Origin of the sequence: Streptomyces aquilus, from assembly GCF_003955715.1 — a bacterium.
Taxonomy (GTDB): Bacteria; Actinomycetota; Actinomycetes; order Streptomycetales; family Streptomycetaceae; genus Streptomyces; species Streptomyces aquilus.
The window spans coordinates 1594587-1616315 of sequence record NZ_CP034463.1 but is presented as its reverse complement, the minus strand read 5'-3'; the positions used below and the strand labels follow the sequence as shown (position 1 = coordinate 1616315).

At 71.4% G+C, this 21729-nt stretch carries 21 protein-coding genes; 11 read left to right on the top strand and 10 right to left on the bottom strand.

Annotated features, from left to right (window positions below; translation table 11 throughout):
• Positions 1–59 precede the first annotated feature (59 nt).
• Positions 60–1115 (top strand): glycoside hydrolase family 5 protein, encoded by a 1056-nt coding sequence (locus tag EJC51_RS07470; protein ID WP_126270324.1) that lies wholly within the window; start codon positions 60–62, stop codon positions 1113–1115.
• Positions 1116–1139: 24 nt separating this feature from the next.
• Here EJC51_RS07470 and EJC51_RS07465 read toward each other — a convergent pair whose 3' ends face one another.
• On the bottom strand, positions 1140–1670 hold the full coding sequence (locus tag EJC51_RS07465) for a CGNR zinc finger domain-containing protein (protein ID WP_126270323.1): 531 nt from the start codon (positions 1668–1670) through the stop codon (positions 1140–1142).
• A 26-nt stretch (positions 1671–1696) separates the two neighbouring features.
• On the opposite strand from EJC51_RS07465, the gene EJC51_RS07460 reads away from it, so the two are divergent.
• Positions 1697–2191, top strand: a complete 495-nt coding sequence (locus tag EJC51_RS07460) for a GNAT family N-acetyltransferase (protein WP_126270322.1) — start codon at positions 1697–1699, stop codon at positions 2189–2191.
• On the opposite strand, the gene EJC51_RS07455 is transcribed toward EJC51_RS07460, so the two are convergent.
• The 6 genes from EJC51_RS07455 to EJC51_RS07430 all read right to left on the bottom strand — a co-directional run bounded on the left by EJC51_RS07455 (position 2151) and on the right by EJC51_RS07430 (position 6918).
• Positions 2151–3266 (bottom strand): acyltransferase family protein, encoded by a 1116-nt coding sequence (locus tag EJC51_RS07455; RefSeq protein WP_244362547.1) that lies wholly within the window; start codon positions 3264–3266, stop codon positions 2151–2153. The two genes, EJC51_RS07460 and EJC51_RS07455, sit on opposite strands and share 41 nt — an antisense overlap.
• 145 nt (positions 3267–3411) lie before the next feature.
• Positions 3412–4110, bottom strand: a complete 699-nt coding sequence (locus EJC51_RS07450) for a LuxR C-terminal-related transcriptional regulator (protein WP_126270320.1) — start codon at positions 4108–4110, stop codon at positions 3412–3414.
• Positions 4111–4238: 128 nt separating this feature from the next.
• Positions 4239–5411 (bottom strand): acyl-CoA dehydrogenase family protein, encoded by a 1173-nt coding sequence (locus EJC51_RS07445; protein ID WP_126270319.1) that lies wholly within the window; start codon positions 5409–5411, stop codon positions 4239–4241.
• Between the two features lie 31 nt (positions 5412–5442).
• The gene (locus EJC51_RS07440) at positions 5443–5991 is read right to left on the bottom strand and encodes a DUF2269 family protein (RefSeq protein ID WP_126270318.1); all 549 of its coding nucleotides are present in this window, start codon (positions 5989–5991) and stop codon (positions 5443–5445) included.
• Positions 5992–6071: 80 nt separating this feature from the next.
• Positions 6072–6593 (bottom strand): hypothetical protein, encoded by a 522-nt coding sequence (locus tag EJC51_RS07435; RefSeq protein ID WP_244362545.1) that lies wholly within the window; start codon positions 6591–6593, stop codon positions 6072–6074.
• Positions 6583–6918 (bottom strand): hypothetical protein, encoded by a 336-nt coding sequence (locus EJC51_RS07430; RefSeq protein WP_126270317.1) that lies wholly within the window; start codon positions 6916–6918, stop codon positions 6583–6585. The genes EJC51_RS07435 and EJC51_RS07430 overlap by 11 nt, the downstream gene beginning before the upstream one ends.
• A gap of 200 nt (positions 6919–7118) precedes the next feature.
• Between EJC51_RS07430 and EJC51_RS07425 the strand changes: the two genes are divergently transcribed.
• The gene (locus EJC51_RS07425) at positions 7119–8069 is read left to right on the top strand and encodes a zinc metalloprotease (protein ID WP_244362544.1); all 951 of its coding nucleotides are present in this window, start codon (positions 7119–7121) and stop codon (positions 8067–8069) included.
• Here EJC51_RS07425 and EJC51_RS07420 read toward each other — a convergent pair whose 3' ends face one another.
• A complete protein-coding gene (locus EJC51_RS07420) occupies positions 8070–8999 on the bottom strand; it encodes a LysR family transcriptional regulator (RefSeq protein WP_126270316.1) in 930 nt (309 codons plus the stop codon).
• A 50-nt stretch (positions 9000–9049) separates the two neighbouring features.
• Here EJC51_RS07420 and EJC51_RS07415 point away from each other — a divergent pair, with 50 nt between their 5' ends.
• Entirely contained in the window at positions 9050–9745 is a 696-nt protein-coding gene (locus EJC51_RS07415) for a type 1 glutamine amidotransferase domain-containing protein (protein WP_126270315.1), read from the top strand.
• A 65-nt stretch (positions 9746–9810) separates the two neighbouring features.
• Here EJC51_RS07415 and EJC51_RS07410 read toward each other — a convergent pair whose 3' ends face one another.
• On the bottom strand, positions 9811–12063 hold the full coding sequence (locus EJC51_RS07410) for a heavy metal translocating P-type ATPase (RefSeq protein ID WP_126270314.1): 2253 nt from the start codon (positions 12061–12063) through the stop codon (positions 9811–9813).
• Between the two features lie 185 nt (positions 12064–12248).
• On the opposite strand from EJC51_RS07410, the gene EJC51_RS07405 reads away from it, so the two are divergent.
• Positions 12249–13166 carry a DUF748 domain-containing protein gene (locus EJC51_RS07405; protein ID WP_126270313.1) on the top strand — a complete coding sequence of 306 codons (918 nt, stop codon included), beginning with the start codon at positions 12249–12251 and terminating at the stop codon, positions 13164–13166.
• Positions 13167–13235: 69 nt separating this feature from the next.
• Here EJC51_RS07405 and EJC51_RS07400 read toward each other — a convergent pair whose 3' ends face one another.
• On the bottom strand, positions 13236–14183 hold the full coding sequence (locus EJC51_RS07400) for a methionyl-tRNA formyltransferase (protein ID WP_126270312.1): 948 nt from the start codon (positions 14181–14183) through the stop codon (positions 13236–13238).
• 168 nt (positions 14184–14351) lie between these two features.
• Here EJC51_RS07400 and EJC51_RS07395 point away from each other — a divergent pair, with 168 nt between their 5' ends.
• The 6 genes from EJC51_RS07395 (at position 14352) to EJC51_RS07370 (ending at position 21727) form a co-directional block, all read left to right on the top strand.
• Positions 14352–15698: a lysine N(6)-hydroxylase/L-ornithine N(5)-oxygenase family protein gene (locus tag EJC51_RS07395; protein ID WP_126270311.1), complete on the top strand. Its 1347-nt coding sequence runs from the start codon at positions 14352–14354 to the stop codon at positions 15696–15698.
• 45 nt (positions 15699–15743) lie between these two features.
• A complete protein-coding gene (locus EJC51_RS07390; protein WP_126270310.1) occupies positions 15744–16802 on the top strand; it encodes a FecCD family ABC transporter permease in 1059 nt (352 codons plus the stop codon).
• Positions 16803–16816: 14 nt separating this feature from the next.
• Positions 16817–17878: a FecCD family ABC transporter permease gene (locus tag EJC51_RS07385; RefSeq protein ID WP_126270309.1), complete on the top strand. Its 1062-nt coding sequence runs from the start codon at positions 16817–16819 to the stop codon at positions 17876–17878.
• Positions 17879–17918: 40 nt separating this feature from the next.
• On the top strand, positions 17919–18779 hold the full coding sequence (locus EJC51_RS07380) for an ABC transporter ATP-binding protein (RefSeq protein ID WP_126270308.1): 861 nt from the start codon (positions 17919–17921) through the stop codon (positions 18777–18779).
• An 84-nt stretch (positions 18780–18863) separates the two neighbouring features.
• Positions 18864–19922, top strand: a complete 1059-nt coding sequence (locus EJC51_RS07375; RefSeq protein ID WP_126270307.1) for an iron-siderophore ABC transporter substrate-binding protein — start codon at positions 18864–18866, stop codon at positions 19920–19922.
• 110 nt (positions 19923–20032) lie between these two features.
• Positions 20033–21727 carry an ABC transporter ATP-binding protein gene (locus tag EJC51_RS07370; RefSeq protein WP_126276857.1) on the top strand — a complete coding sequence of 565 codons (1695 nt, stop codon included), beginning with the start codon at positions 20033–20035 and terminating at the stop codon, positions 21725–21727.
• Positions 21728–21729: the final 2 nt, after the last annotated feature.

The following is a 21729-nucleotide window of genomic DNA, read 5'->3' as shown; positions in this document are numbered from 1 at the left end:
CACGATTCCGGCGCCGTGATGTTTACGTAAACATCCTGTCGCTCCGGAAGGGTACGTCGATGCGCAAGACCCCTGTCAGCACCCGCCCCAAGCCCCGCACCCGGGCCGCCCTCGCCGCGGTCGCGATCGCCGCCGTCACCGCCGCCGGCCTCGCGGGCAGCCCCGCCGCCGCCGCGCCGAGCATCGACACCACCCAGTTCAAGGGCGTCAACTGGGCCGACCCGCGCGACAACTTCGCCGACGACACGCTCCAGCTGTCCGGCCTGTCGACCACCGACACCTACGCCCAGACCTACGTCAAGGCCAGCCGGATCATCTCCGCGTTCCGCGCCAACCTCGGCGCCAACACGGTCCGGCTGCCGATCAACCCGTACACGGTCAACGGCGCCTACTGGAAGTCGTACCGCGGGGTCATCGACGCCGCGACGGCCCACGGCTTCAAGGTGATCGTGTCCTACTGGGAGGGCACCGGCGACCGCAAGGACGGCTACATCGACGACGAGGCCACCTACTGGCCGATGTGGAACACCGTCGTCAAGGCCTACAAGGGCAACTCGAAGGTGTACTTCGAGCCGATGAACGAGCCGCACGGCTACACCGACACCGAGTGGGCCGACATCGCGGCGAAGTGGCTCGACACCTACAAGTCCGTGCCGCGCAACCGCGTCTTCGTCAGCGGCGCCGGCTACAACGACCACGTCACGTCCGTCTGCGCCGACCCGCGGCTGAAGGGCACCTACCTCTCCCTGCACCACTACGGCTTCTGGAAGTCGTACGCCACCTACGACGAGTGGGTCGCCGACCTGAAGGTGCGCATCGGCGACTGCGCGAACCGGACCGTCGCCGACGAGTTCGGGGCGCCGATGACCACGGGTCTGAACTACAACGTGAAGACGCCGGACGACAACTACGTCAACTTCATCCAGGCCGTCACCGACACCTTCCGCGAGCTGAAGATGGGCTCGGTGTACTGGCCGGGCCTGCGCACCGACGACATCTACTCGATACAGGAACTGACCGGTGACCCGGCTAAGCCCTGGCTCAAGACCACCAACCAGTCCGGTGCGGACCGACTGGCCTGGGCCTGGCAGCGCGGCAAGCCGGTCGGCAAGTGAGCTGATCCCGAGGGGTGCCGTGCGCTAGCCGGTGGACGGCACCCCGCGGGCGCGGTGGCGGCGGACCGCGTCGCGGTTCGCGCAGCGCTGCGAGCAGTAGCGCTGCCTTCCGGTGCGGGAGGTGTCGGCGAAGATCGTGGTGCACTCGGTCACCGCGCAGCGGCCGAGGCGGTGCATGCCACGGCCCGCCAGGTGCAGTGCCGTGCCGACCGAGATCAGGGAGGAGACGACCGCGCCGAGCGGCTGGTCCTCGTCGCGGTAGTGGAGGTGCCAGCCGGTACCGACGTGGTTCGTCATCCGGGGGTAGGCGGCGGCGGAGGCCAGCATCGCGTTGACCAGCGCGGCGCGTTCGTGGTCGGCGGTCGCGTCGACGACCTTCTCCCAGGCGTCCAGCGCGGCCCCGACCCGGTCGAGGTCGTCCGGCGTCACCGGCCCCTCCACCGTCAGCCCCGCGCCCCGGCAGCGGTCCGAGAGCTCACCGGCGTCGGCCGGGCGGCGGTTGGCCAGGTCGGCGGCGAGGCGCACGGCATCCTCGCCGTAAGGGTTGAGGTGCACAAGGTCATTACATCAGGCTCGTCGGCATGGGACAACGCACCGCGATCCGTGCCGCCGTACGCCAGGCCGGCCAGTACGACCTCGTCGAGCTTCTGCGTCTCCGGGCGCTGCTGTTCGACGAGTTGACGGACTCCTTCTTCAACTCCGCGCCGGGCGACGACGGTTGGCTCGACGCCCTGGCCGTGGTGCTGACGGAACAGTTGACCTCGGCCTCCGTCCGCATCCTCGTCGTCGACGGCGCGGGCGGCCGGCTCGCCGCCTGCGGCATCGGTGTCGTCGAACAACGGCTGCCGGGACCGCACCTTCTGAACGGCCGCATCGGCCAGGTCGTCGGCGTCGTCACCGACCCCGCGCACCGGCGGCGCGGCCACAGCCGGGCGATCATGCGGGAGTTGCTGGACTGGTTCCGGGAACGCGAGGTGTCGCGCGTGGACCTGTACGCCTCGACCGAGGGCGAACCCCTCTATCGCGACCTGGGATTCACCGACCACCCGGATCCAGCGCTGTACTGGCGTCCGTGAGAGGCCTCCGCGAGCCGTCACGTCCGAAGAACCACGGCAGGTCCGGCTCCACGGCGAAGCGGAACACCCGGCGCACGGGCGGGGTGCACAGCAGCGTCACGGTCGCCGCGGCGACGGCCGTGACGACGAGCGCGCCGAGCGGCTCGTGGACCCAGGCGTGCTCGTACCAGCCCCAGGGCTCGGAGCCCTGCGCGACGAACCCGTGCAGCAGATAGCCGTACAACGTGCCCGCGCCCAGCGTGGTGAACCACGTCCGTCTCCCGGGCACCCACGCCAGAAAGCACGCGACCAGCAGCACCGAGCAGCCGAACAGCACCGGCGTCATCACCAGACCCGACCAGCCGGGCGCACCGAGCTCCTGCACGCTGTCCCGGTGGTAGAACCAGGCACCGCTCAGCCGCGGCACCGCCCAGTAGGCCACCCCGAGCGCACCCGCGAACACCGGCACCGCCAGCAGCCGCGCCGACCGGCGGCGCACCAGCCGGAAGTGCTCCGGCCGCAGACACAGGCCCAGCACGAAGTACGGCAGGAACTGCAACGTGCGCTGGAGATCGAGGTCCTCGCCGATCGACGGCGTCACGCTCGCCAGGACCGCGACACCGAGCGCGAGGGGCAGCGGCCACCGCACGTGCCGCCACACCGGGGTGGCCAGCCGCCAGAGGAACAACGCGGCCAGGAACCACGTCAGATACAGCGGATCCAGGAGACTGACCGGACGGTCCGGGACGCCGTCGGTCCAGCGCGTCCAGAGGGTGTACGCCGTCTCGAAGACGACATAGGGGAGGGCGACCCCGGTCACCAGCCGTCTCAGCCGCCGCGGGCTCGCGTCGAAGGTCCGGGAGAAGTAGCCCGCGACGACGATGAACGCCGGCATGTGGAAGGCGTACACGAGCATGTAGAGCGCGCTGACCGTCCGGCTGCCGTCGCGCAGCGGCTCCCACGCGTGGCCGGCCGCCACCAGCACGATCGCCAGGTACTTGGCGTTGTCGAAGAACGCGTCGCGGTCCTCGGCGGGACGGCCGGGGCCGGGCGCCGGGTCCTGGACCGGCGGGCGGCCCGCGAGAGGCCCGCTCACCACGCCGCCCCCGGTACACCGCGCGGGAGACGCGCGGTGCCGGGGGCCGGTCTGGCGGACGTGGCGGACGGGACCGCGGGGGCGGGAAGCTGGAACATCCCCCGCGCCTGACCAGATCTCGCGGAGTCAAACGTCCGCGGTGTCCTCAGGCGGCGGGCCGCACCAGGCCCGTCTCGTAGGCGAAGACCACCGCGTGCACGCGGGCGCGTGCACCGATCTTGGCGAGGATGTGGCTGACATGGGACTTCACGGTCGTCGGGGCGATGCTCAGCCGCGCCGCGATCTCCGCGTTGGACCAGCCGGAGGCGATGGCGGTCAGGACGTCGCGTTCCCGTTCGGTGAGCGTGTCCAGGCCGACCCCGGTGGTGGCGGGACGGACCGGCTGCTGCTGCCGGACGGTGTCGATGAGGGCGCGGGTGAGGTTGGGGGTGATGACGGCGTCCCCGACGGCCACGACCCGTATGGCGGCGACCAGTTCCTCGGGGGCGGCGCTCTCCAGGACGAACCCGCCGGCCCCGGCCCGCAGCCCGGCGTAGGCGTGCTGCTCGTGGGTGTCGGGCGTGAGGACGAGGACGCGCGGAGGGCGGGCCGCCGCTTCGGAGAGGCCGGGGGAGGCGGCGAAGGCCGGGGGATGGGTGATCCGGCGGATGACATCGATGCCATCGGTGTCTTGGACGCGGCCGTCGAGCAGGACGACGTCCGGGCGCAGCGCGGCGCTCATGCGGACCGCTTCGGCGCCGGTGGTGGCCTCGCCGGAGACGGTCAGGTCGGGCTGGTCCGTCAGGAGCATGCGCAGGCCGAGACGCTGGAGCGACTGGCTGCTGACGATGAGTACAGAGGTCATGGTGGCGACCCTCCTGAACGAAACGGTTTCGTTCGCGTAGACCTCAGCATAGCCCCGCGACCAGAGATACGACATCGTTTCCTTCGTGGTCTGGATCACCTCTCCGGCGCAGCGCGAGCGACCTTCGTTCAGAGGAAGAGCGTCCCGGGATCCAGCCCGGACAGCACCCGCCCGTACAGCTCCAGATTGGTCGCGGGATTGACGAAGGAGTGCAGGTTGAGGGCGTGCAGATCGCGCACCGCCCGCTGCACCGGCACGTCCAGGCGCAGCGAGGACGCGCCGGAGGCGGAGGCGATCAGATCGACGGCCTCCTTGCACAGCCGCGCCACATAACCGCTCTGCGCCCGGATCTTCGCCCGCTCCTCCTGGGTGAACGGCTCCCCGGCCTCGATGCGGGCGACGAACTCGTCCGCCAGCAGTTCGGCGCAGGAGATCTTCATCGCCGCCTCGGCGGCCTGGAGGTGCGTCACGGCCGCCTCGTGCTGCCGCGCGTGGAAGGTGTACGTGATGCCCCGCCGGTGGATGCGCTCCGTGAACCCCGCCAGGGACGCCCGCGCCAGACCGAGCGCGTGCGGGGCCGTCCACGCGCAGAACAGCAGCAGGACGGGCATCCGGTAGAAGGGGTCGTCGGCGTTCGCCTTGGAGGGGAACTCGCCCGCCAGCAGCGGTCCGACGGGCAGGACGCGGTGCGCGGGCACCACGACGTCATGGGCGACGACGCTGTTGCTGCCGGAGCCGGCCAGCCCGGAGACGTGCCAGTCGTCCAGGATCTCCAGCTCCGACACGGGTACGGCCGTCCACAACACCTCGGGCGGCCCCTCAGCGGACTCGACACGGACGGTCAGCAGATGCCAGTCGGCGTCCTGGCAGCCGGTGGCGAAGCCCGAGGTGCCGTTGACCAGATAGCCGCCGTCCACCGCGACCGCCGTGGCGTCCGGGACGAGCGTGCCGCCGACCCGCACGTCCGGGCTCGCGAAGATCTCGTCCTGCGCCTCGTCGGGAAAGAGCGCGGCGATGAACGCGCAGCCCGCCTGGATCAGGGCCGTGAAACCGGCCGACCCGCACGCTCCGGCCACCTCGGCCAGCACGTCGACCTGGGTGCGCAGCCGCGTCTGGTGGCCGCCGTACCGGCGCGGGACGTTCATCCGGTGGACGCCGGCCTCGGTGAGCGCCGCGACGACCTCGCCGGTCACCCGCCTCTCCCGCTCGGTCCGCGGCGCGTGTTCGGCGATCAGCGGACGGATCTCCCGTACCCGCGCGAGGAGTTCGGAGTCGGAGCGGGGTGCCGACGCTGAAGTCATGGACGCCCTCCGGAGGTTGTCTGACGGACCATCACCGTGACGCGGCCTCGGCGGGGACGTCAATGCCGCCTCGGGCGGCGGGAGTTGATGCTGCCCGGTGCGTGCGCCCGCGCCGGGTCGGTCCCCAGGGCTTGAGCACCGAGATCACCGTCATGAAGACGTACGCACTCGACGAGACGACCGGACCGAACAGGACGTCGCCGGTGTCCGGCAGCGGGTGCCCCGCGGCGACGGCGGCGACCGCGGAGTTCACGGCCGGACGCAGGACGAACGCCGTCGCGGTGAGCGTGGCCAGGGACAGCCAGAACTTCGTGTAGACCCACTTGTGCCGCGCCAGCCCCCAGGGCGTGCCCAGCGAGAGCAGCAGTCCGCTGAGGAAGGTCAGGAGCGCGAGGGGGAGCAGGAGCCAGTCGGCGAACAGCTTCATGGCCCGGACCGAGGACTCCACGATCACCGGGGCGCCGGTGGTGGCCGCGGTGATCCCGAGCGCCAGCAGTCCGAGGGTGAGGCCGAGCCAGCCGGCGGAGGCGACGACATGGACGACGAGGGAGCCCTTGCGGGCCGGGCGGCTGAGTTTCATGGGTCCCACGGTGCCGGGCCGGCGCGGCGCGGTCGTCTCCCAGCGGGAGTAAGCCGGCGTACTGACGGGGGAGTAGGCCGTCAGCCCTTCGGCAGGAACGCGCTCAGGGCGTCGATGAGACGGTCGAGGGCGGGGTGCGCCGCGGAGCGGTCGGTCGTGACCGTGCGGCCGTCGAAGCGGAGCCGGTACTGGAAGAGGTCGGCGGCGCCGGTGTCGACCGTGACGTCGGGGACCTCGTCGAGCGCCGGATCGCCGAGCAGCGTCCGCAGCTCCGTGAACTCGGCCGCGCGGAGGTGACGCGTCGCGGAGCTGCCGTTGCCGCGGGCGTGGACGGTGCCGTCGCCGCGCAGGACCACCTGCTGGGAGACGCCGGCGAAACCGCCGCTGATGCTCAGGGACACGAGCTGGTGGGCGGCGTCGGCGGTGGGGACGGGGGTCGGCGTCGTCGCACCGGCCGTCACCTCCGGCGCCGGGGCCCGGGAGTCCTGAGCGTCGGAGGCGAGAGGGGACCCCGGAGTCCCGCCGCCAGAGTCCTCGGCGCCGCACCCCGTCAGCGCGAGCACACCGACCGCCGCCATCGCCACGGCCCCGCTACGGAACACGCCGCCCTCCGTCCGGAGCCCGCACCTTGAGGATCTGGTCGTCGACCTGGAGGACCTCCAACTGGCGTTCCGCGTCCGGGAGGCTGAGGGCGAGGCGTCGGCCCTCCTGGTCCGCCGGTGCCCAGCTGCCGGTCCGGCGCCCCGGGGCGTCGCCGCGTCCGATGGGCCGCTCGGTGAAGGTGCCGTCCGCGGCGAACTCCAGGGCGCGGCGGCCCCGCGCGGGCGGCAGCGGGTAGCCGGCCCGGCGGTAGACGGTCACGCCGGGCGAGTCCTCCTCGTACGAATGCACCCATGCGCCGATCAGCTCCGGCGGCGGACCGCTCATGGTCGGGCACCTCCTGCTCCCTGCCGGTTCAGCCGGAAACCTGTCCGGTTGACCCGATACGGAATGCAACGCCGTACTTACCGTGAATTCGGTGATTCTGCTGACCGTGTCCGTGTGGTCGCCCTACCGTAAACCTCAACGGGCCCGTTCCACCCTCACCTCCGCGTCACACGGACGCGGCCATCGTCAGGCGGTGCAGCGTGCCCGAGAACGAGATCGACGAGACCACCCCCACCCGCCGCGTCTGCGGCACGATGCCGGTGCACCGGCGGCTGCTGACCGAGAACGCCTCCTACGCCCTGGCGCGGGACGCGGTGGAGAACAGGGCCTTCGCCTTCGAGACCGGCCTGGAGACCTCGGCCCGCGCCGGCGTGACGGTCATCCCGGTGGTCGTGCACGTCGTCCACCGCACGCCCGAGCAGAACATCAGCGACGCGCAGATCGCCGGCCAGATCGAGGTCCTGAACCGGGACTACCGGATGCTCAACCCCGACATCTCGAAGGTCCCCGAGGTCTGGCAGTCCCTCACCGCCGACTGCCGCATCGAGTTCGCGCTCGCCACCGAGGACCCCTTCGGCGCGCCCACCGACGGCATCACCCGCACCGAGACCGCGAGCGACCTCTTCCGCACGGACGACGGCATCAAGTTCGCGGCGAGCGGCGGCCATGACGCCTGGCCCGCCGACCGGTACCTCAACCTCTGGGTCGCCCCCCGCATCGAGGACCCCGACCCCACCCTCGGCGAGATCCTCGGCTACGCCCAGTTCCCGGGCGGCCCGCCTGAGACCGACGGCGTGGTCATCGGCCACCGCTTCTTCGGTACGACGGGTACCGCCCAGGCGCCCTTCGACCTCGGCCGGACCGCCACCCACGAAGTGGGCCACTGGCTGAACCTCTTCCACATCTGGGGCGACGACGGCCAGGGATGCAGCGGCACCGACTTCGTCGCGGACACCCCCAACGCGGGCGGCCCCAACTTCGGCACCCCCACGTTCCCGCACGTGACCTGCAACAACGCACCCGACGGGGACATGTTCGTCAACTACATGGACTACACCGACGACATCGCGATGTTCATGTTCACCCAGGGGCAGGCGGCCCGCATCGACGCGACCCTGGAGGGCGCCCGCTCCTCGTTCCTCAAGCCCTGACTACCACTCCCGGGCGGCGCGCAGCAGATGGTCGCGTACGACGGCCACGTGCGGGTTGCCCGAGACACCGGGGCGCTGCACCAGGAAGCCGGTGTTGATGGGCGGGTCGTCCGGATCGTGCAGCAGGACCAGCGCGCCGGACGCCAGCTCGTCGGCGCAGAGATAACGGGGGAGCACCGAGAAACCCGTACCGCCCGCGACCGCCGCCCGGACCGCGTTCAGGTCGGGCATCGTCACCGCGGGCTGGCACACCAGACGCTTGCCGAAGACATGCCGCCAGTAGCGGCGCACGATCGGCAGGTCCTCCGCGTACGCGACCAGGGGGACGCCGTGCAGCGCGGCGGCCCCCTCCGCCGCGAGCCGGTCCGCGCCACCGATCCGCTCCGCCCACGCGGGCCCGGCGACCAGCACGAACTCCTCGTCGTTCAGCGGCACCGCCGTCAGCGTCCGGCCGCGCGGCCGGAAGGAGGCGATCACCAGGTCGTGCCGGCCCGCGCGCAGATCCTCCAGCAGCGGCTCGGTCAGACCGGGCGTGACCCGCAGCCGTACGCCCTTCTCCACGAGCGGCGCGATGCCCGGCAGGACGGAACGGGTCAGGAACTCGGCCGGACCGGCGAGGTGCACGGGCTCGGCGGGGGTGTCCTCCGGATGCGCCACGGAGGCGAGCGCGTCCAGGGGCTCGACGATCCGGGCCGCCAGCTCGTCCGCGTAGGGCGCGGGCGCCACCCCGCGGGCCAGCCGCTCGAACAGCTCCCGGTCCAGCTGCCGCTCCAGGGCGCGGATCTGCGTAGTCACCGTGGGCTGCGACAGACCGAGCAGGCGGGCGGCGGCGGTGAAGGAGCCGGTGCGGTACACGGTCAGGAACGTGCGCAGCAGGTTCAGGTCCAGGGGGCCTCCGACCGGGTGGGCATTGGATTCCCTATCTCTCATATACGTGAGCCTATTGGATTTCTATGGGTGTGCTGGCCTACGGTCGACCCATGTCAAAGATCCTCTTCGTCATGACCGGCGCCGACCACTGGACCCTCGCGGACGGCACCCTGCACCCCACGGGCTTCTGGGCCGAGGAGGCCGTCGCCCCGTACCAGGCCTTCAAGGCCGCCGGGCACGAGATCGTCGTGGCCACCCCCGGCGGTGTCGTCCCCACCGTCGACAAGGGCAGCCTCGCGCCCGCGTTCAACGGCGGCCAGGAGGGCGCCGACCGCACCGCCGCCGCGCTCGCCGCGATGACCGAGCTCCAGCACCCGGTCAAGCTGACGGAGGTCGACCTCGACGACTACGCCGCCGTCTTCTACCCCGGCGGCCACGGCCCCATGGAGGACCTGGCCGTCGACGCCGACTCCGGGAAGCTGCTGACGCTCGCCCTGGAGTCCGGCAAGCCGCTCGGCGTGGTCTGCCACGGCCCGGCCGCGCTGCTCGCCGCGGTGAAGGACGACGGCACCAACGCCTTCGCGGGCTACCAGGTGGCCGCGTTCACCAACGACGAGGAGATCCAGGGCGGCCTCGCCGACAAGGCCAAGTGGCTGCTCCAGGACCGGCTGACCGCAGCGGGCGTCGAGGTCCAGGTGGGCGCGCCGTGGGCGCCGAAGACCGTTGTCGACCGCAACCTCGTCACCGGCCAGAACCCGGCCTCTTCGGCGCCGCTCGCCGACGAGCTGCTCAAGAAGCTGGGCTGATCACAGCGCACAGCGCCCGCCGGTGTCGTCCGGCGGGCGCTGTGCCTTCCTCGGTGCGGGATCGTTCAGTCCGCCGCCTTGAACGACCGCAGCCGCAGCGAGTTGCCCACCACGAACACCGACGAGAAGGCCATCGCCGCCCCCGCGAGCATCGGGTTGAGCAGGCCGGCCGCGGCGAGCGGCAGCGCGGCCACGTTGTAGGCGAAGGCCCAGAACAGGTTGGACCGGATCGTGCCGAGGGTGCGCCGGGCCAGCCGGATGGCGTCCGCCGCCGCGCGCAGGTCGCCGCGGACGAGGGTCAGGTCGCCGGCCTCGATGGCGGCGTCCGTGCCCGTCCCCATGGCGAGTCCCAGGTCGGCCTGGGCCAGGGCGGCCGCGTCGTTGACGCCGTCGCCGACCATCGCCACCGAACGCCCCTCGCCCTGAAGGCGCTTGACGACGTCGACCTTGTCCTGCGGCAGCACCTCGGCGATGACGTCCTCGGGCGCGATGCCCACCTCGCGGGCGACGGACTGCGCCACCGGCGCGTTGTCACCGGTCAGCAGGATCGGCGTCAGGCCGAGCGCCCGCAGCCGCGTGATCGCCTCGGCGCTGGTCTCCTTGACGGCATCGGCGACTTCGAGGACCGCCCGCGCCTCACCGTCCCAGGCGACCGCGATCGCCGTGCGCCCGGACGCCTCGGCCTCGGACTTCGACCGGGCCAGCTCGTCGGGAAGTCCCATCGCCCACTCTTCGAGCAGCCGCTCCCGGCCGACCAGCACCGCGTGCCCGTCGACGATCCCCTGCACGCCCAGCCCGGGCACGTTCGCGAAGTCCTCCGGCGTGGGCAGCGAACCCAGCTTCGCCAGCGCGCCGTCGGCGACGGCACGGGCGATCGGGTGCTCGGACGCGTGCTCCAACGCGCCCGCCAGCCGCAGGACTTCGGCCTCGTCGGTGCCGTCGGCCGGGTGCACGGCCAGCAGCGTCATCCGGCCCGTGGTGACCGTGCCGGTCTTGTCGAGGACGATCGTGTCGACCTTGCGGGTGGACTCCAGGACCTCGGGACCCTTGATGAGAATGCCGAGCTGGGCACCACGGCCCGTGCCCACCAGCAGCGCGGTCGGCGTGGCCAGCCCCAGGGCGCACGGGCAGGCGATGATCAGCACCGCGACCGCGGCGGTGAACGCGGCTGTGAGTCCTGCGCCGTTGCCGAGCCAGAAGCCGAGGGTGCCGAGCGCGAGGGCGATCACGATCGGCACGAACACCGCGGAGATGCGGTCCGCGAGCCGCTGCGCCGCCGCCTTGCCGTTCTGCGCGTCCTCCACCAGCCTGGCCATGCGGGCGAGTTGGGTGTCGGCGCCGACCCGGGCGGCCTCGACGACGAGCCGTCCGCCGGCGTTGACGGTGGCACCGGTGACCGCGTCGCCCTGGGCGACCTCCACCGGCACGGACTCGCCGGTCAGCATCGAGGCGTCGACGGCCGAGGAGCCCTCGACCACCGTGCCGTCGGTGGCGATCTTCTCGCCGGGCCGGACCAGGAACCGGTCACCGGTCTTCAACCGGCCGATGGGTACGGTCTGTTCGCGCCCGTCGGCACCCAGGACGGTGACGTCCTTGGCGCCCAGCTCCAGCAGCGCCCGCAGCGCGGCACCCGCCTTGCGCTTGGAGCGCGCCTCGAAGTACCGCCCGGCCAGGATGAACGCGGTGACGCCGGCCGCGGCCTCCAGATAGATGTTCCCGGCGCCGTCGCCGCGGGCGATCGTCAGCTCGAAGGGGTGCGTCATGCCCGGCTCGCCCGCGGTGCCGAGGAACAGCGCCCACAGCGACCAGCCGAACGCGGCCAGCGTGCCCACCGAGATCAGGGTGTCCATGGTCGCGGCGCCGTGCCGCGCGTTGGTGAACGCCGCCTTGTGGAAGGGCCAGCCGGCGTAGGTCACGACCGGCGCCGCCAGCGTGAGGGACAACCACTGCCAGTACTCGAACTGCAGGGCGGGGATCATGGCCATCGCGACGACGGGCACGGCTAGCAGCACCGCGGTCGTCAACCGCTGCCGCAGGGTGCGCAGTTCGTCGTCCACGGGCTCGTCGTCGCCGGGGTCCTCCGGTGGGGACGGTTCCTGCGCGGTGTACCCGGTCTTCTCGACGGTCGCTATCAGGTCCTGGACGGAGACGTCACCCTCGTAGCTGACCTTCGCCTTCTCGGTGGCGTAGTTGACCGTGGCGGTGACCCCGTCCATGCGGTTGAGCTTCTTCTCGATGCGTGCGGCGCAGGAGGCGCAGGTCATGCCGCCGATGGCGAGTTCGACCTCGGAAGGGGCTCCGGTCGCGGTGGTGGTCATCGCTGCTGCTCCTCGTGGACTGGACAGGGGGCGGGGGTATCGCCGCCGAGGCTCAAGATATACCCATGGGGGGTATCCGATGCAAGCGTGGAAACGGCTTGACTTTATACCCCCCAGGGGTATTGTCGGCTGCATCGAGGCCCTCCGCGACCGAGGCGGTGGCCGTGATCCCCGAGGAGCTGGCCATGCATGCCGGACTCAAGATCTCCGCGTTCGCCGCCGCGCTCGCCGCGACCTTCGGCACCGCCTACGGCGTGGGCAAGGGCATCGACCCGGTGGTCACGGAGCGCGCGCCCGCCGCCCATGAGAGCCATGAGGAAGGGGGTGGCGGGGGCGGTCACCAGGAATCTCCGGCCGGCGGACTCCAGATCTCCGAGGGCGGCTACACCCTCGACCTGAAAACGCCGCGGGTCACGGCCGGGCAGCGGACCGAGCTGCGGTTCACGGTGCGCGACTCCGCCGGCCGTGCCGTCACCGCGTACCAGCGCGAGCACGACAAGGAACTCCACCTCATCGTCGCCTCACGCGACCTCGTCACCTACCGCCATCTGCACCCCACCCGCGCCGCCGACGGCACCTGGAGCATCCCCGTCGAGCTGCCCCGCGCGGGCGGATACCGCGTCTTCGCCGACTTCACCCCGGCGAAGAAGGACGCCGAGAACCTCGTCCTCGGCGCCGACCTGGCGGCCTCGGGCAGCTACACGGCCCAGAAGCTCCCGGCGCCGACCGGCACCGCGACCGTCGACGGCTACCAGGTAGAACTGTCCGGCGGCCTGACCCCGAACACCGCGACCGAGCTGAAGCTCAAGGTCTCCCGTGACGGCCGCCCCGTCACCGACCTCCAGCCCTACCTCGGCGCCTACGGCCACCTCGTCGCGCTGCGCTCCGGCGACCTGGCCTACCTCCATGTCCACCCGGGTGGCGCACCGGGCGACGCCACGACCGAGCCCGGCCCGGACATCTCCTTCACGGCCACCGCGCCCAGTGTCGGGACCTACCGCCTGTTCCTCGACTTCAAGCACCGGGGGCAGGTCCACACGGCGGCGTTCACCGTGACCACCGGTACGGGGCACGCGGGTGTCGAGGGCGCGCACGGCCACTGACCCGGACACCCGGCGACCCGCCACCGCACTCCCGCGGCGGCGGGTCGCCGTGTTCCGACTCCCTTTTCCTCAGGGCCGGTTGGTCAGATAGCCGCCCATGGCGGTGAAGTACTGCGTCGCGGGCAGCTCCCGGCCGTCCTCGGTCCGTACGCGCGTGATGGCCAGCCCGTGGTTGCGGCCCGTGCGGGCGTCGGCGCCGGCGACGATGACGACCCCCTCGCCCTCGCGGTAGAAGATGCGGCCGGGCGTGCCGCCGTAGCGGCCCTCGGAGACGACCGAGGCGAGGACTTCGAGCCGCCGGCCCTTGTGGAAGGTGTAGGCGCTCGGGTACGGCTCCGACTGGGCGCGGACCAGGCGTTCGAGGTCCGCCGCCGGCCAGGTCCAGTCGATGCGGCTGTCCTCCAGGGAGCGCTTGTGGAAGAAGCTCGCCCGCGATCGGTCCTGCCGGGTGAACTCCGTCTGTCCGGAGGCTATTTGGGCGAGTGCGCCGATGGTGACCGGGGCGATGAGGTCGACGGTGCGGTGGAAGAGGTCGGTCGCGGTGTCCGTCGGTCCGACCGGCACCGCCTCCTGGCGCACGATGTCGCCGGCGTCGAGCTCGTCGTTCATCAGGTGCGCGGTGACGCCCACTTCGGACTCGCCGTTGATCAGCGCCCAGATCAGCGGGGAGAAGCCGGCGTACTTCGGCAGCAGTGAGTCGTGCACGTTCAGGGTGCCGTGGCGGGGGAGGCCGAAGATGCGCGGCGGGATCCAGGTGCGCCAGTTGTTGGCGACGATGATGTCCGGGTCGGCCTCCTTCAGGCGCGCGAACAGCTCCTCGTCGTCGGGTCGGTTGCGGATCAGGACCGGGACGCCGTGCTCCTCGGCGAGGTCGGCGACCGAGTCGCTCCAGATCTTCTCGTAGGCGTGCTCGCTCTTGGGGTGCGTCACGACCAGGACCACGTCGTGCTCGGAGTCCAGCAGGGCGCGGAGGGTCCGGTGGCCCCAGGTCTGATAGCCGAACATGACGACCCGCATGCGGTTCCTCCTCGGAGCAGGGACTGACCGGCGCCAGTAAAGCAAGGCTTACCTAAGTGCACAACGGTGCCCGGCCTATCGACAGTTCGGGAGGATCAGCTTAGCCTTACCTAAGTTTTGGGCCGCCCGTCCGTGGGTGTGTCCATTCACCCGCAGGATGGGAGTGACATGGCACAGGCTCTTCCTGACGACGCATCACTGATCCACGACCTCATAGGCGTTGGCTTCGGACCGTCCAACGTCGCCATGGCGATCGCGCTCAGCGAGCACAACGCACGCGTCGACAGGCAGGAAGCGGTCAGCGCCCACTTCTTCGAGCAGCAGCCGAGCTTCGGCTGGCACCGCGGCATGCTGATCGACGACGCGACCATGCAGGTGTCCTTCCTCAAGGACCTGGTGACGCTCCGGAACCCGGCCAGCGAGTACAGCTTCCTCTGCTATCTCCAGAGCAAGGGGCGGCTGATCGACTTCATCAACCACAAGAACCTCTTCCCGCTGCGGGTGGAGTTCCACGACTACTTCGAGTGGGCCGCCGCCAAGGTCGACGACATGATCTCGTACGGCCACGAGGTCGTCGCCGTCTCCCCGGTCGTCCGCGACGGCATCGTCGAGCACCTGGACGTCACGGTCCGCTCGGCCGAGGGGCTCGCGCGGCACCGGGCCCGCAACCTCGTCCTCGGCACCGGGCTGCGCCCCCTCGTGCCGGAGGGCGTCGAGCGCACCGAGCGCGTCTGGCACAACGCCGAACTCCTCGCGCGGGTCGAGGAGTTAGAGGGCACCTCGCCCTCGCGGTTCGTCGTCGTCGGCGCCGGGCAGAGCGCCGCCGAGAACGTCGCCTACCTGCATCGCCGCTTCCCCGAGGCGGAGATCTGCGCGGTCTTCTCCCGCTACGGCTACAGCCCCGCCGACGACAGCGGCTTCGCCAACCGGATCTTCGACCCGGCCGCGGTCGACGAGTACTTCGCGGCGCCCGACGACGTCAAACGCCAACTCATGGACTACCACGGCAACACCAACTACTCCGTGGTGGACATCGACCTCATCGACGACCTGTACCGGCAGATGTACCAGGAGAAGGTCCTCGGCACCGAGCGGCTGCGCTTCCTCAACGTCTCCCGGCTCGTCGGCGTCGAGGAACGGCCCGACCGGGTGCGGGCCACCGTCAAGTCCCTCGTCACCGGCGAGGAGACGTCCCTGGACGCCGACGTCGTGGTCTTCGCCACCGGCTACCGCCCCGCCGACCCGCTGGGCCTGCTCGGCGAGGTGGCCGACCTGTGCCGGCGCGACGACGCGGGCCGGGTGAGCGTCGAACGCGACTACCGCATCGCCACCCGGCCCGAACTCCGCTGCGGCATCTACCTCCAGGGCGGCACCGAGCACACGCACGGCATCACCTCGTCGCTGCTCTCCAACACCGCGATCAGGGTCGGCGAGATCCTCGACTCCGTCCTCAAGACCGCCCCCGACGAGGCCCGTCCGGTGGCCGACGGGATCGGCAGCACCGCCGCCCGCTAGCGAGCGCCCTCCACCGGTTCGAGCAAAGGGATGACGTACGTCCACATGGGCATCACCGCAGTCGAGCGCTCCGCGTTCCGAGCCTCAACACCGGCGCGTAGAAGGCGAGTTGTGGGTCTGTGCGCGCTGGTGGTGATCCTCGTGGTCGCGGGAGCGGTGTCGCTGGCCGTCGGTGCGCGCGCGTTGAGCCCCGCCGAGGTGTGGCACGGACTGTTCGCGGCGCCGGAGTCCGACCAGCGGCTCACCGAGATCAGGCTCATCGTGCGCACGGTCCGGGTGCCGCGGACGGTGCTCGCCGTGGTGGCGGGCATCGCCCTGGGCGTCGGCGGGGCGCTGATCCAGGGCCACACCCGCAATCCCATCGCCGACACAGGGCTGTTGGGGGTGAACGCGGGCGCGTCCTTCGCGGTGGTCTCGGCGATCACCCTGTTCGGGCTCACCAACCCCTTCCAGTACGTCTGGTTCGCCTTCCTGGGCGCGGCGGCCGCCGGCGTCGTCGTGTTCGGGCTCTCCAGCCTCGGCCGGGGCGCCGGCAACCCGCTCACGCTGGCCCTGGCCGGGCAGGGCGTCGCGGTCTTCCTCGCGGCGATGACCACGGCGATCGCGCTGACGGACCAGACGGCGCTGAACGCGCTGCGGTTCTGGAACGCGGGCTCCGTCGCCGGGGTCGGCTTCGGCGTCATCCGGCCGGTGACCGCGTTCGTCGCGGTCGGCCTCGTACTGGCCCTGATCACGCTGCCCGCCGTGAACCTCCTCAACCTCGGGGAGGACGTGGCCCGCGCGCTCGGGGTGAACATCGCCCTGAGCCGCACGGTCGGCATCGTCGCCATCACCCTCCTCGCGGGCGCGGCGACGGCGGCCTGCGGTCCCATCGCGTTCCTCGGGCTGATGGTGGCCCATGTGGCCCGCTACCTGACCGGCCCCGACTACCGCTGGCTGGTGCCGTACGCGGGCCTGCTCGGCGCGATCGTGCTGCTGGTCTGCGACATCGTGGGCCGACTGGTGGTACGGCCGGGCGAGTTGGACGCGGGTGTCGTCGTCGCCCTCCTCGGCGCCCCCTTCTTCGCCGCGCTGGTCTGGCTCGGAAAGTTCAGGAACGCGTGAACGGGACGGAGTTCATGAGCGAGACGAAGCCCGGGCCGACGGTGCTGCCGGGCGTGCGGCTCGGACGGGTGTCGTTCGTGTGGCGGCCCTGGACCGCGGGCGTCACGCTGCTGCTGGCCGCGGCGGCCTTCCTGCTGTTCTGCCTCTCCATCGGCATCGGCGACTTCCCCATCGGCCTGCCCCAGGTGATCGCCACGATCTTCGGCCACGGCGAGCCGGTCGACGAGTTCGTCATCATGGACCTGCGCCTGCCGCGGGCCCTCGCCGGACTCGTCGTCGGCATCGCGCTGGGGGTGTCCGGGGCGATCACGCAGTCCGTCGCACGCAACCCGCTGGCCAGTCCGGACGTTCTCGGGATCACCTCGGGCGCCGGTGCGGTCGCCGTGTTCCTGGTGACCGTGTCCGGCGGCACCGCCACCGCGATCGTCGACTCCGTGGGGCTGTCGGCGGCCGCGCTCGGCGGCGGTCTCGGCACCGGGCTGCTGGTGTACCTCCTGGCGTGGCGGCGCGGGATCGACGGCTTCCGGCTCATCCTCATCGGCATCTCGGTGACCGCCGTGATGGAGGCGATCACCACCTGGCTGCTGGCCACCGCCGACATCAGGGACGTGGCGCGGGCCCAGGCCTGGCTGGTCGGGTCGCTGGACGACCGGGGGTGGGACGAGGTGCGGACCGCGCTGTGGTGCACGCTCGCCCTGCTCGTCGTCGTCTCGTGCGTCGCTTTCCAGTTCCGGCCGCTGCACTTCGGCGACGAGGTGGCCGCGGGCCTGGGTGTCCGGTACACGCGGGTGCGGGCGGTCATGCTGCTGTGCGCGGTCCTGCTGGCCGGCGCGGCGGTGAGCGCGGCGGGCCCGGTCCCGTTCGTCGCGCTGGTCGCGCCGCAGGTGGCGATGCGTCTGGCGCGCTGCCCCACACCGCCGTTGGCGGCCTCGGGACTGGTCGGGGCGCTGCTGCTGACCGGCGCGGACCTGGTCGCGCGCGCCGCGCTGCCGGTGAGCCTCCCGGTCGGCGTGGTGACCGCCGCGATCGGCGGTCCCTTCCTCGTCTACCTGCTGGTGCGGGCCAACGCCCGGTAGCCGATGCGAGATTCAGGTAAGCCACAACACAGGGGGCCTCGTGGTCGCTCATGACATCACCCAGGTCAAGCCCGCCGTCGAGCAGGTCGCACGGCTGACGGCCGAGGACGTCACCGTCGGATACGGCAGCCGGACCGTCATCGACGGTCTCGACGTGAGCGTGCCGCCCGGCGTGATCACCACGATCATCGGCCCCAACGGCTGTGGTAAATCAACCCTGTTGAGGACCCTGTCACGACTGCTGAAGCCGACCCGCGGCACGGTTCTGCTGGACGGTGACGACATCGTCCGGCTCAAGACCCGCGAGGTGGCCAAGAAGCTCGGCCTCTTGCCGCAGACACCGGTCGCGCCCGAGGGACTCACCGTGGCCGACCTCGTCGCCAGGGGCCGGCATCCCCACCAGAGCTGGCTGCGGCAGTGGTCGTCGGACGACGCCGACGTGGTGGCACGGGCGTTGGCCCTGACCGGCGTCTCCGAGCTGGCCGACCGCCCCGTCGACACCCTGTCCGGCGGACAGCGTCAGCGTGTGTGGATCTCGATGACCCTGGCCCAGGGCACCGACCTGCTGCTGCTGGACGAGCCGACCACGTACCTCGACCTGGCGCACGCGATCGACGTGCTCGACCTGGTCGACGACCTGCACGAGTCGGGCTGCACGGTGGTCATGGTGCTGCACGACCTCAATCTCGCCATCCGCTACAGCGACCACCTCGTCGTGATGAAGGAGGGCGCCATCCTGGCGCAGGGCCACCCGCGTGACGTCGTCACCGCCGAGCTGCTGCACGAGGCGTTCGGACTGCGCGCCCTGGTCGTCGACGACCCGGTGGGGGACCGCCCGCTCGTCGTGCCGATCGGCCGCACGCAGGTTCATCCGAACTACCGGGGAAAGAACGATAGTTAGGCTAGGCTAACCTCACTTTTATGGATAAGGTTTGCCTGCCCTAAGAACGTGGCGCAGTGACCGTGCGAAGGCAAGGGATGGCTGATGCTCCTCCGTAGAACGACGCCCGCGAAGCCCTGGCGGCGCCTGGCGACAACGGTGTCCGCGCTGGGCCTCACCGTCGGCCTCCTCGCGGGCTGCGGCTCCGACTCCTCGGACGCGTCCACCGGCGACGACGCCAAGACCACGGCCGCCGCCGGCGCCTTCCCGGTCACGGTCGAGCACGCCTTCGGCACCACGACCGTCACCAAGGCCCCGCAGCGCGTCGTCTCCGTCGGCTACACCGACGACCAGACCGTCCTCGCCTTCGGCATCAAGCCCGTCGGCATGGTCGACCAGTACCCCAACCCGCCGGGCCGGAGCCCCGACATCAACACCCAGTGGCCCTGGGTGAAGGGCAAGTGGGGCGCCACCAAGCCCGAGGTCATCATGGAGAACGGTGACTCCGGCCCCAACTACGAGAAGATCGCCGCCCTGCGCCCGGACCTGATCATCGCGGTCTACTCCGAGATCGACCAGGCCGCCTACGACAAGCTCTCCAGGATCGCGCCGACGGTCGGCCGCACCAAGGCCGAGAAGGAACCCTTCAGCGCCCCCTGGCAGGACAACGCCCTGCACATCGCCAAGGCGCTCGGCAAGGCCGAGGAGGGCGAGAAGATGGTCGCGGACATCCAGGGCAAGCTCGACGCGGCCAAGAAGGCACACCCCGAGTTCGCCGACCAGAAGGCCGTCGCACTGTCCTGGTACGAGGACTCGGTGGCGCCCTTCACCTCCACCGACGTCCGCGGCCGCCTCGTCTCCGGCATCGGCTTCCCGTACCAGACGGAGATCGACAAGGCCGCCGGCGGCAGCTTCTACACCAAGCTCTCCCCGGAGCGCATCGACCTGGTCGACGTCGACCGCATCTTCGTCATCAACGACAAGGCCGACACCGAGGCGCTGAAGAAGTTCAAGCTCTTCGCCAACCTCGACGCCGTGAAGAAGGGCAACGTGTCGTACCTGCTGGACAGTGAGGGCCCGGCGGTCGGCGCGGCCATCTCGCAGGGCACCCTGCTGTCGATGCCGTACGCCATCGACGAGCTCGTCAAGTCGGCGGCCGGGTAGGTGTGAGCGCCACCGGGACGTACGACACGGACACGCGCTCGGCCGCGCCGGCCCTGCACACCACCACCGGCCGTGCGGCCGCCCGGTGGGTCACGGCACGATGCCGCGAGATGCCCTGGCTGACCACCGCCACCGTGGCCACCTCGGTGGCCGGGGCGGCGCTCCAGGTACTGCCGGTGCTGCTCCTCGGTCAGGTGGTCGACGGGGTCGTCGCGGGGGAGTCCCGCTCGGTCCTGGTCAGGATCGGGGTCGTCATGGTGGCCGCCGCGCTCCTCGGCGCGGTGACCACCGCGGCCTCGACCTACCTGATCGGGCGGCTGGGCGCGGACCTGCTCGCCGAGCTGCGGGAGTCCGCCGTGCGCGCGGTGCTCGGGATGCCGAGCGCACGGATCGAACAGGTCGGCCGCGGCGATGTGCTCTCCCGGGTGGGTGACGACGTCGCCGTGCTCTCCCGGGGCATCCGGATGGCCGTCCCCACGGTGTTCTCGGCGGGCGTGCTGGTCGTCATCGCCACGGCCGGCATGTTCGGTCTCGACTGGCGGCTCGGCCTGGCCGGCGCCGGCGCGCTGCCCGCGTACGCCCTGGCCCTGCGCTGGTACCTCCCGCGCTCCGCGCCGCTCTACCGCAAGCAGCGCGCGGCCCAGGCCGACCGCGCCCAGGCGCTGATCAGCGGTCTGAACGGGATCGACACGGTCCGCGCGTACCGCCTCGAAGAGGCCTTCCGGGAGAAGGTCACCCGCGAGTCGCGGCGGGTGCGCGACCTGGGCATCGAGGTGTTCCACTTCTTCGGCCGGTTCGTCGGCCGGGAGAACCGCGCCGAGTTCATCGGCCTCACCCTGATCCTCGGCGTCGGATACGCCCTTCTGGAGGCCGACGCCGCCAGCCTGGGCGAGGTGTCGGCGGCCCCGCTGCTCTTCCACCGGCTGTTCGTGCCGCTCGGCATGATCATGTTCACCTTCGACGAGGCCCAGAAGTCGGGCGCCAGCCTCACCCGGCTGGTCGGGGTGCTGAGGGAGGAGGCGGAGGAACGGCTGGTGGGCGACGAGGCCGTGACGCCGGCGGCCGCCGTGTCGTACGCCGTGACCGTGGAGGGCGTCACCTTCGCCTATCCCGGCACCGAGGAGCCGGTCCTGCGGGACGTCGACTTGAGTATCCCGGCGGGGAGTTCACTCGCACTGGTCGGTGCGACCGGGGCGGGCAAGACGACACTGGCCGCGCTGGTCGCGGGCATCGGCACTCCCCGGTCCGGCACGGTCCGCATCGGGACGACCGACCTGGCGGACCTGGACGAGGCCGGGGCGCGGGCCCTGGTGAGCCTGCTGACGCAGGAGACCCATGTGTTCTCCGGCCCGCTCGCCGACGACCTGCGCCTGGCCGCGCCGCACGCGACCGACGCGGAGCTGACCGAAGCGCTGCGCACGGTCGGCGCGGCGAGCTGGGTCGAGACGCTGCCCGAGGGCCTGAACACGCCGGTCGGCGAGGGCGGTGAGCGGCTCGACGTCACCAAGGTCACCCACATCGCCCTGGCGCGACTGGTGTTGGGCCGGGCGCCCGTGGTGGTGCTGGACGAGTCGACCGCCGAGGCCGGCAGCGAGGGCGCCGCCGAGCTGGAACGGGCCGTGCTGGCCGCGTGCGCGGGCCGGACCACGCTGTGCGTGGCGCACCGGCTGACGCAGGCGATGGCGGCGGACCGGATCGCCGTGCTGGACGCCGGACGGGTCGTCGAGCAGGGGACCCATGAGGAGCTGGTGGCGCTGGACGGCCGGTACGCACGGCTGTGGCAGGCCTGGCGAGAAAGCAGTTGAGC

Bases quoted from the DNA above. Each gene is read 5' to 3' on its own strand.
- EJC51_RS07385 (WP_126270309.1), top strand. From the start codon at position 16,817: ATGAGCGAGACGAAGCCCGGGCCGACGGTGCTGCCGGGCGTGCGGCTC.
- EJC51_RS07370 (WP_126276857.1), top strand. From the start codon at position 20,033: ATGCCCTGGCTGACCACCGCCACCGTGGCCACCTCGGTGGCCGGGGCG.
- EJC51_RS07415 (WP_126270315.1), top strand. From the start codon at position 9,050: ATGTCAAAGATCCTCTTCGTCATGACCGGCGCCGACCACTGGACCCTC.
- EJC51_RS07395 (WP_126270311.1), top strand. From the start codon at position 14,352: ATGGCACAGGCTCTTCCTGACGACGCATCACTGATCCACGACCTCATA.
- EJC51_RS07410 (WP_126270314.1), bottom strand. From the start codon at position 12,063: ATGACCACCACCGCGACCGGAGCCCCTTCCGAGGTCGAACTCGCCATC.
- EJC51_RS07470 (WP_126270324.1), top strand. From the start codon at position 60: ATGCGCAAGACCCCTGTCAGCACCCGCCCCAAGCCCCGCACCCGGGCC.
- EJC51_RS07375 (WP_126270307.1), top strand. From the start codon at position 18,864: ATGCTCCTCCGTAGAACGACGCCCGCGAAGCCCTGGCGGCGCCTGGCG.
- EJC51_RS07420 (WP_126270316.1), bottom strand. From the start codon at position 8,999: ATGAGAGATAGGGAATCCAATGCCCACCCGGTCGGAGGCCCCCTGGAC.
- EJC51_RS07445 (WP_126270319.1), bottom strand. From the start codon at position 5,411: ATGACTTCAGCGTCGGCACCCCGCTCCGACTCCGAACTCCTCGCGCGG.
- EJC51_RS07390 (WP_126270310.1), top strand. From the start codon at position 15,744: ATGGGCATCACCGCAGTCGAGCGCTCCGCGTTCCGAGCCTCAACACCG.
- EJC51_RS07460 (WP_126270322.1), top strand. From the start codon at position 1,697: ATGGGACAACGCACCGCGATCCGTGCCGCCGTACGCCAGGCCGGCCAG.
- EJC51_RS07405 (WP_126270313.1), top strand. From the start codon at position 12,249: ATGCATGCCGGACTCAAGATCTCCGCGTTCGCCGCCGCGCTCGCCGCG.
- EJC51_RS07440 (WP_126270318.1), bottom strand. From the start codon at position 5,991: ATGAAACTCAGCCGCCCGGCCCGCAAGGGCTCCCTCGTCGTCCATGTC.
- EJC51_RS07450 (WP_126270320.1), bottom strand. From the start codon at position 4,110: ATGACCTCTGTACTCATCGTCAGCAGCCAGTCGCTCCAGCGTCTCGGC.
- EJC51_RS07400 (WP_126270312.1), bottom strand. From the start codon at position 14,183: ATGCGGGTCGTCATGTTCGGCTATCAGACCTGGGGCCACCGGACCCTC.
- EJC51_RS07430 (WP_126270317.1), bottom strand. From the start codon at position 6,918: ATGAGCGGTCCGCCGCCGGAGCTGATCGGCGCATGGGTGCATTCGTAC.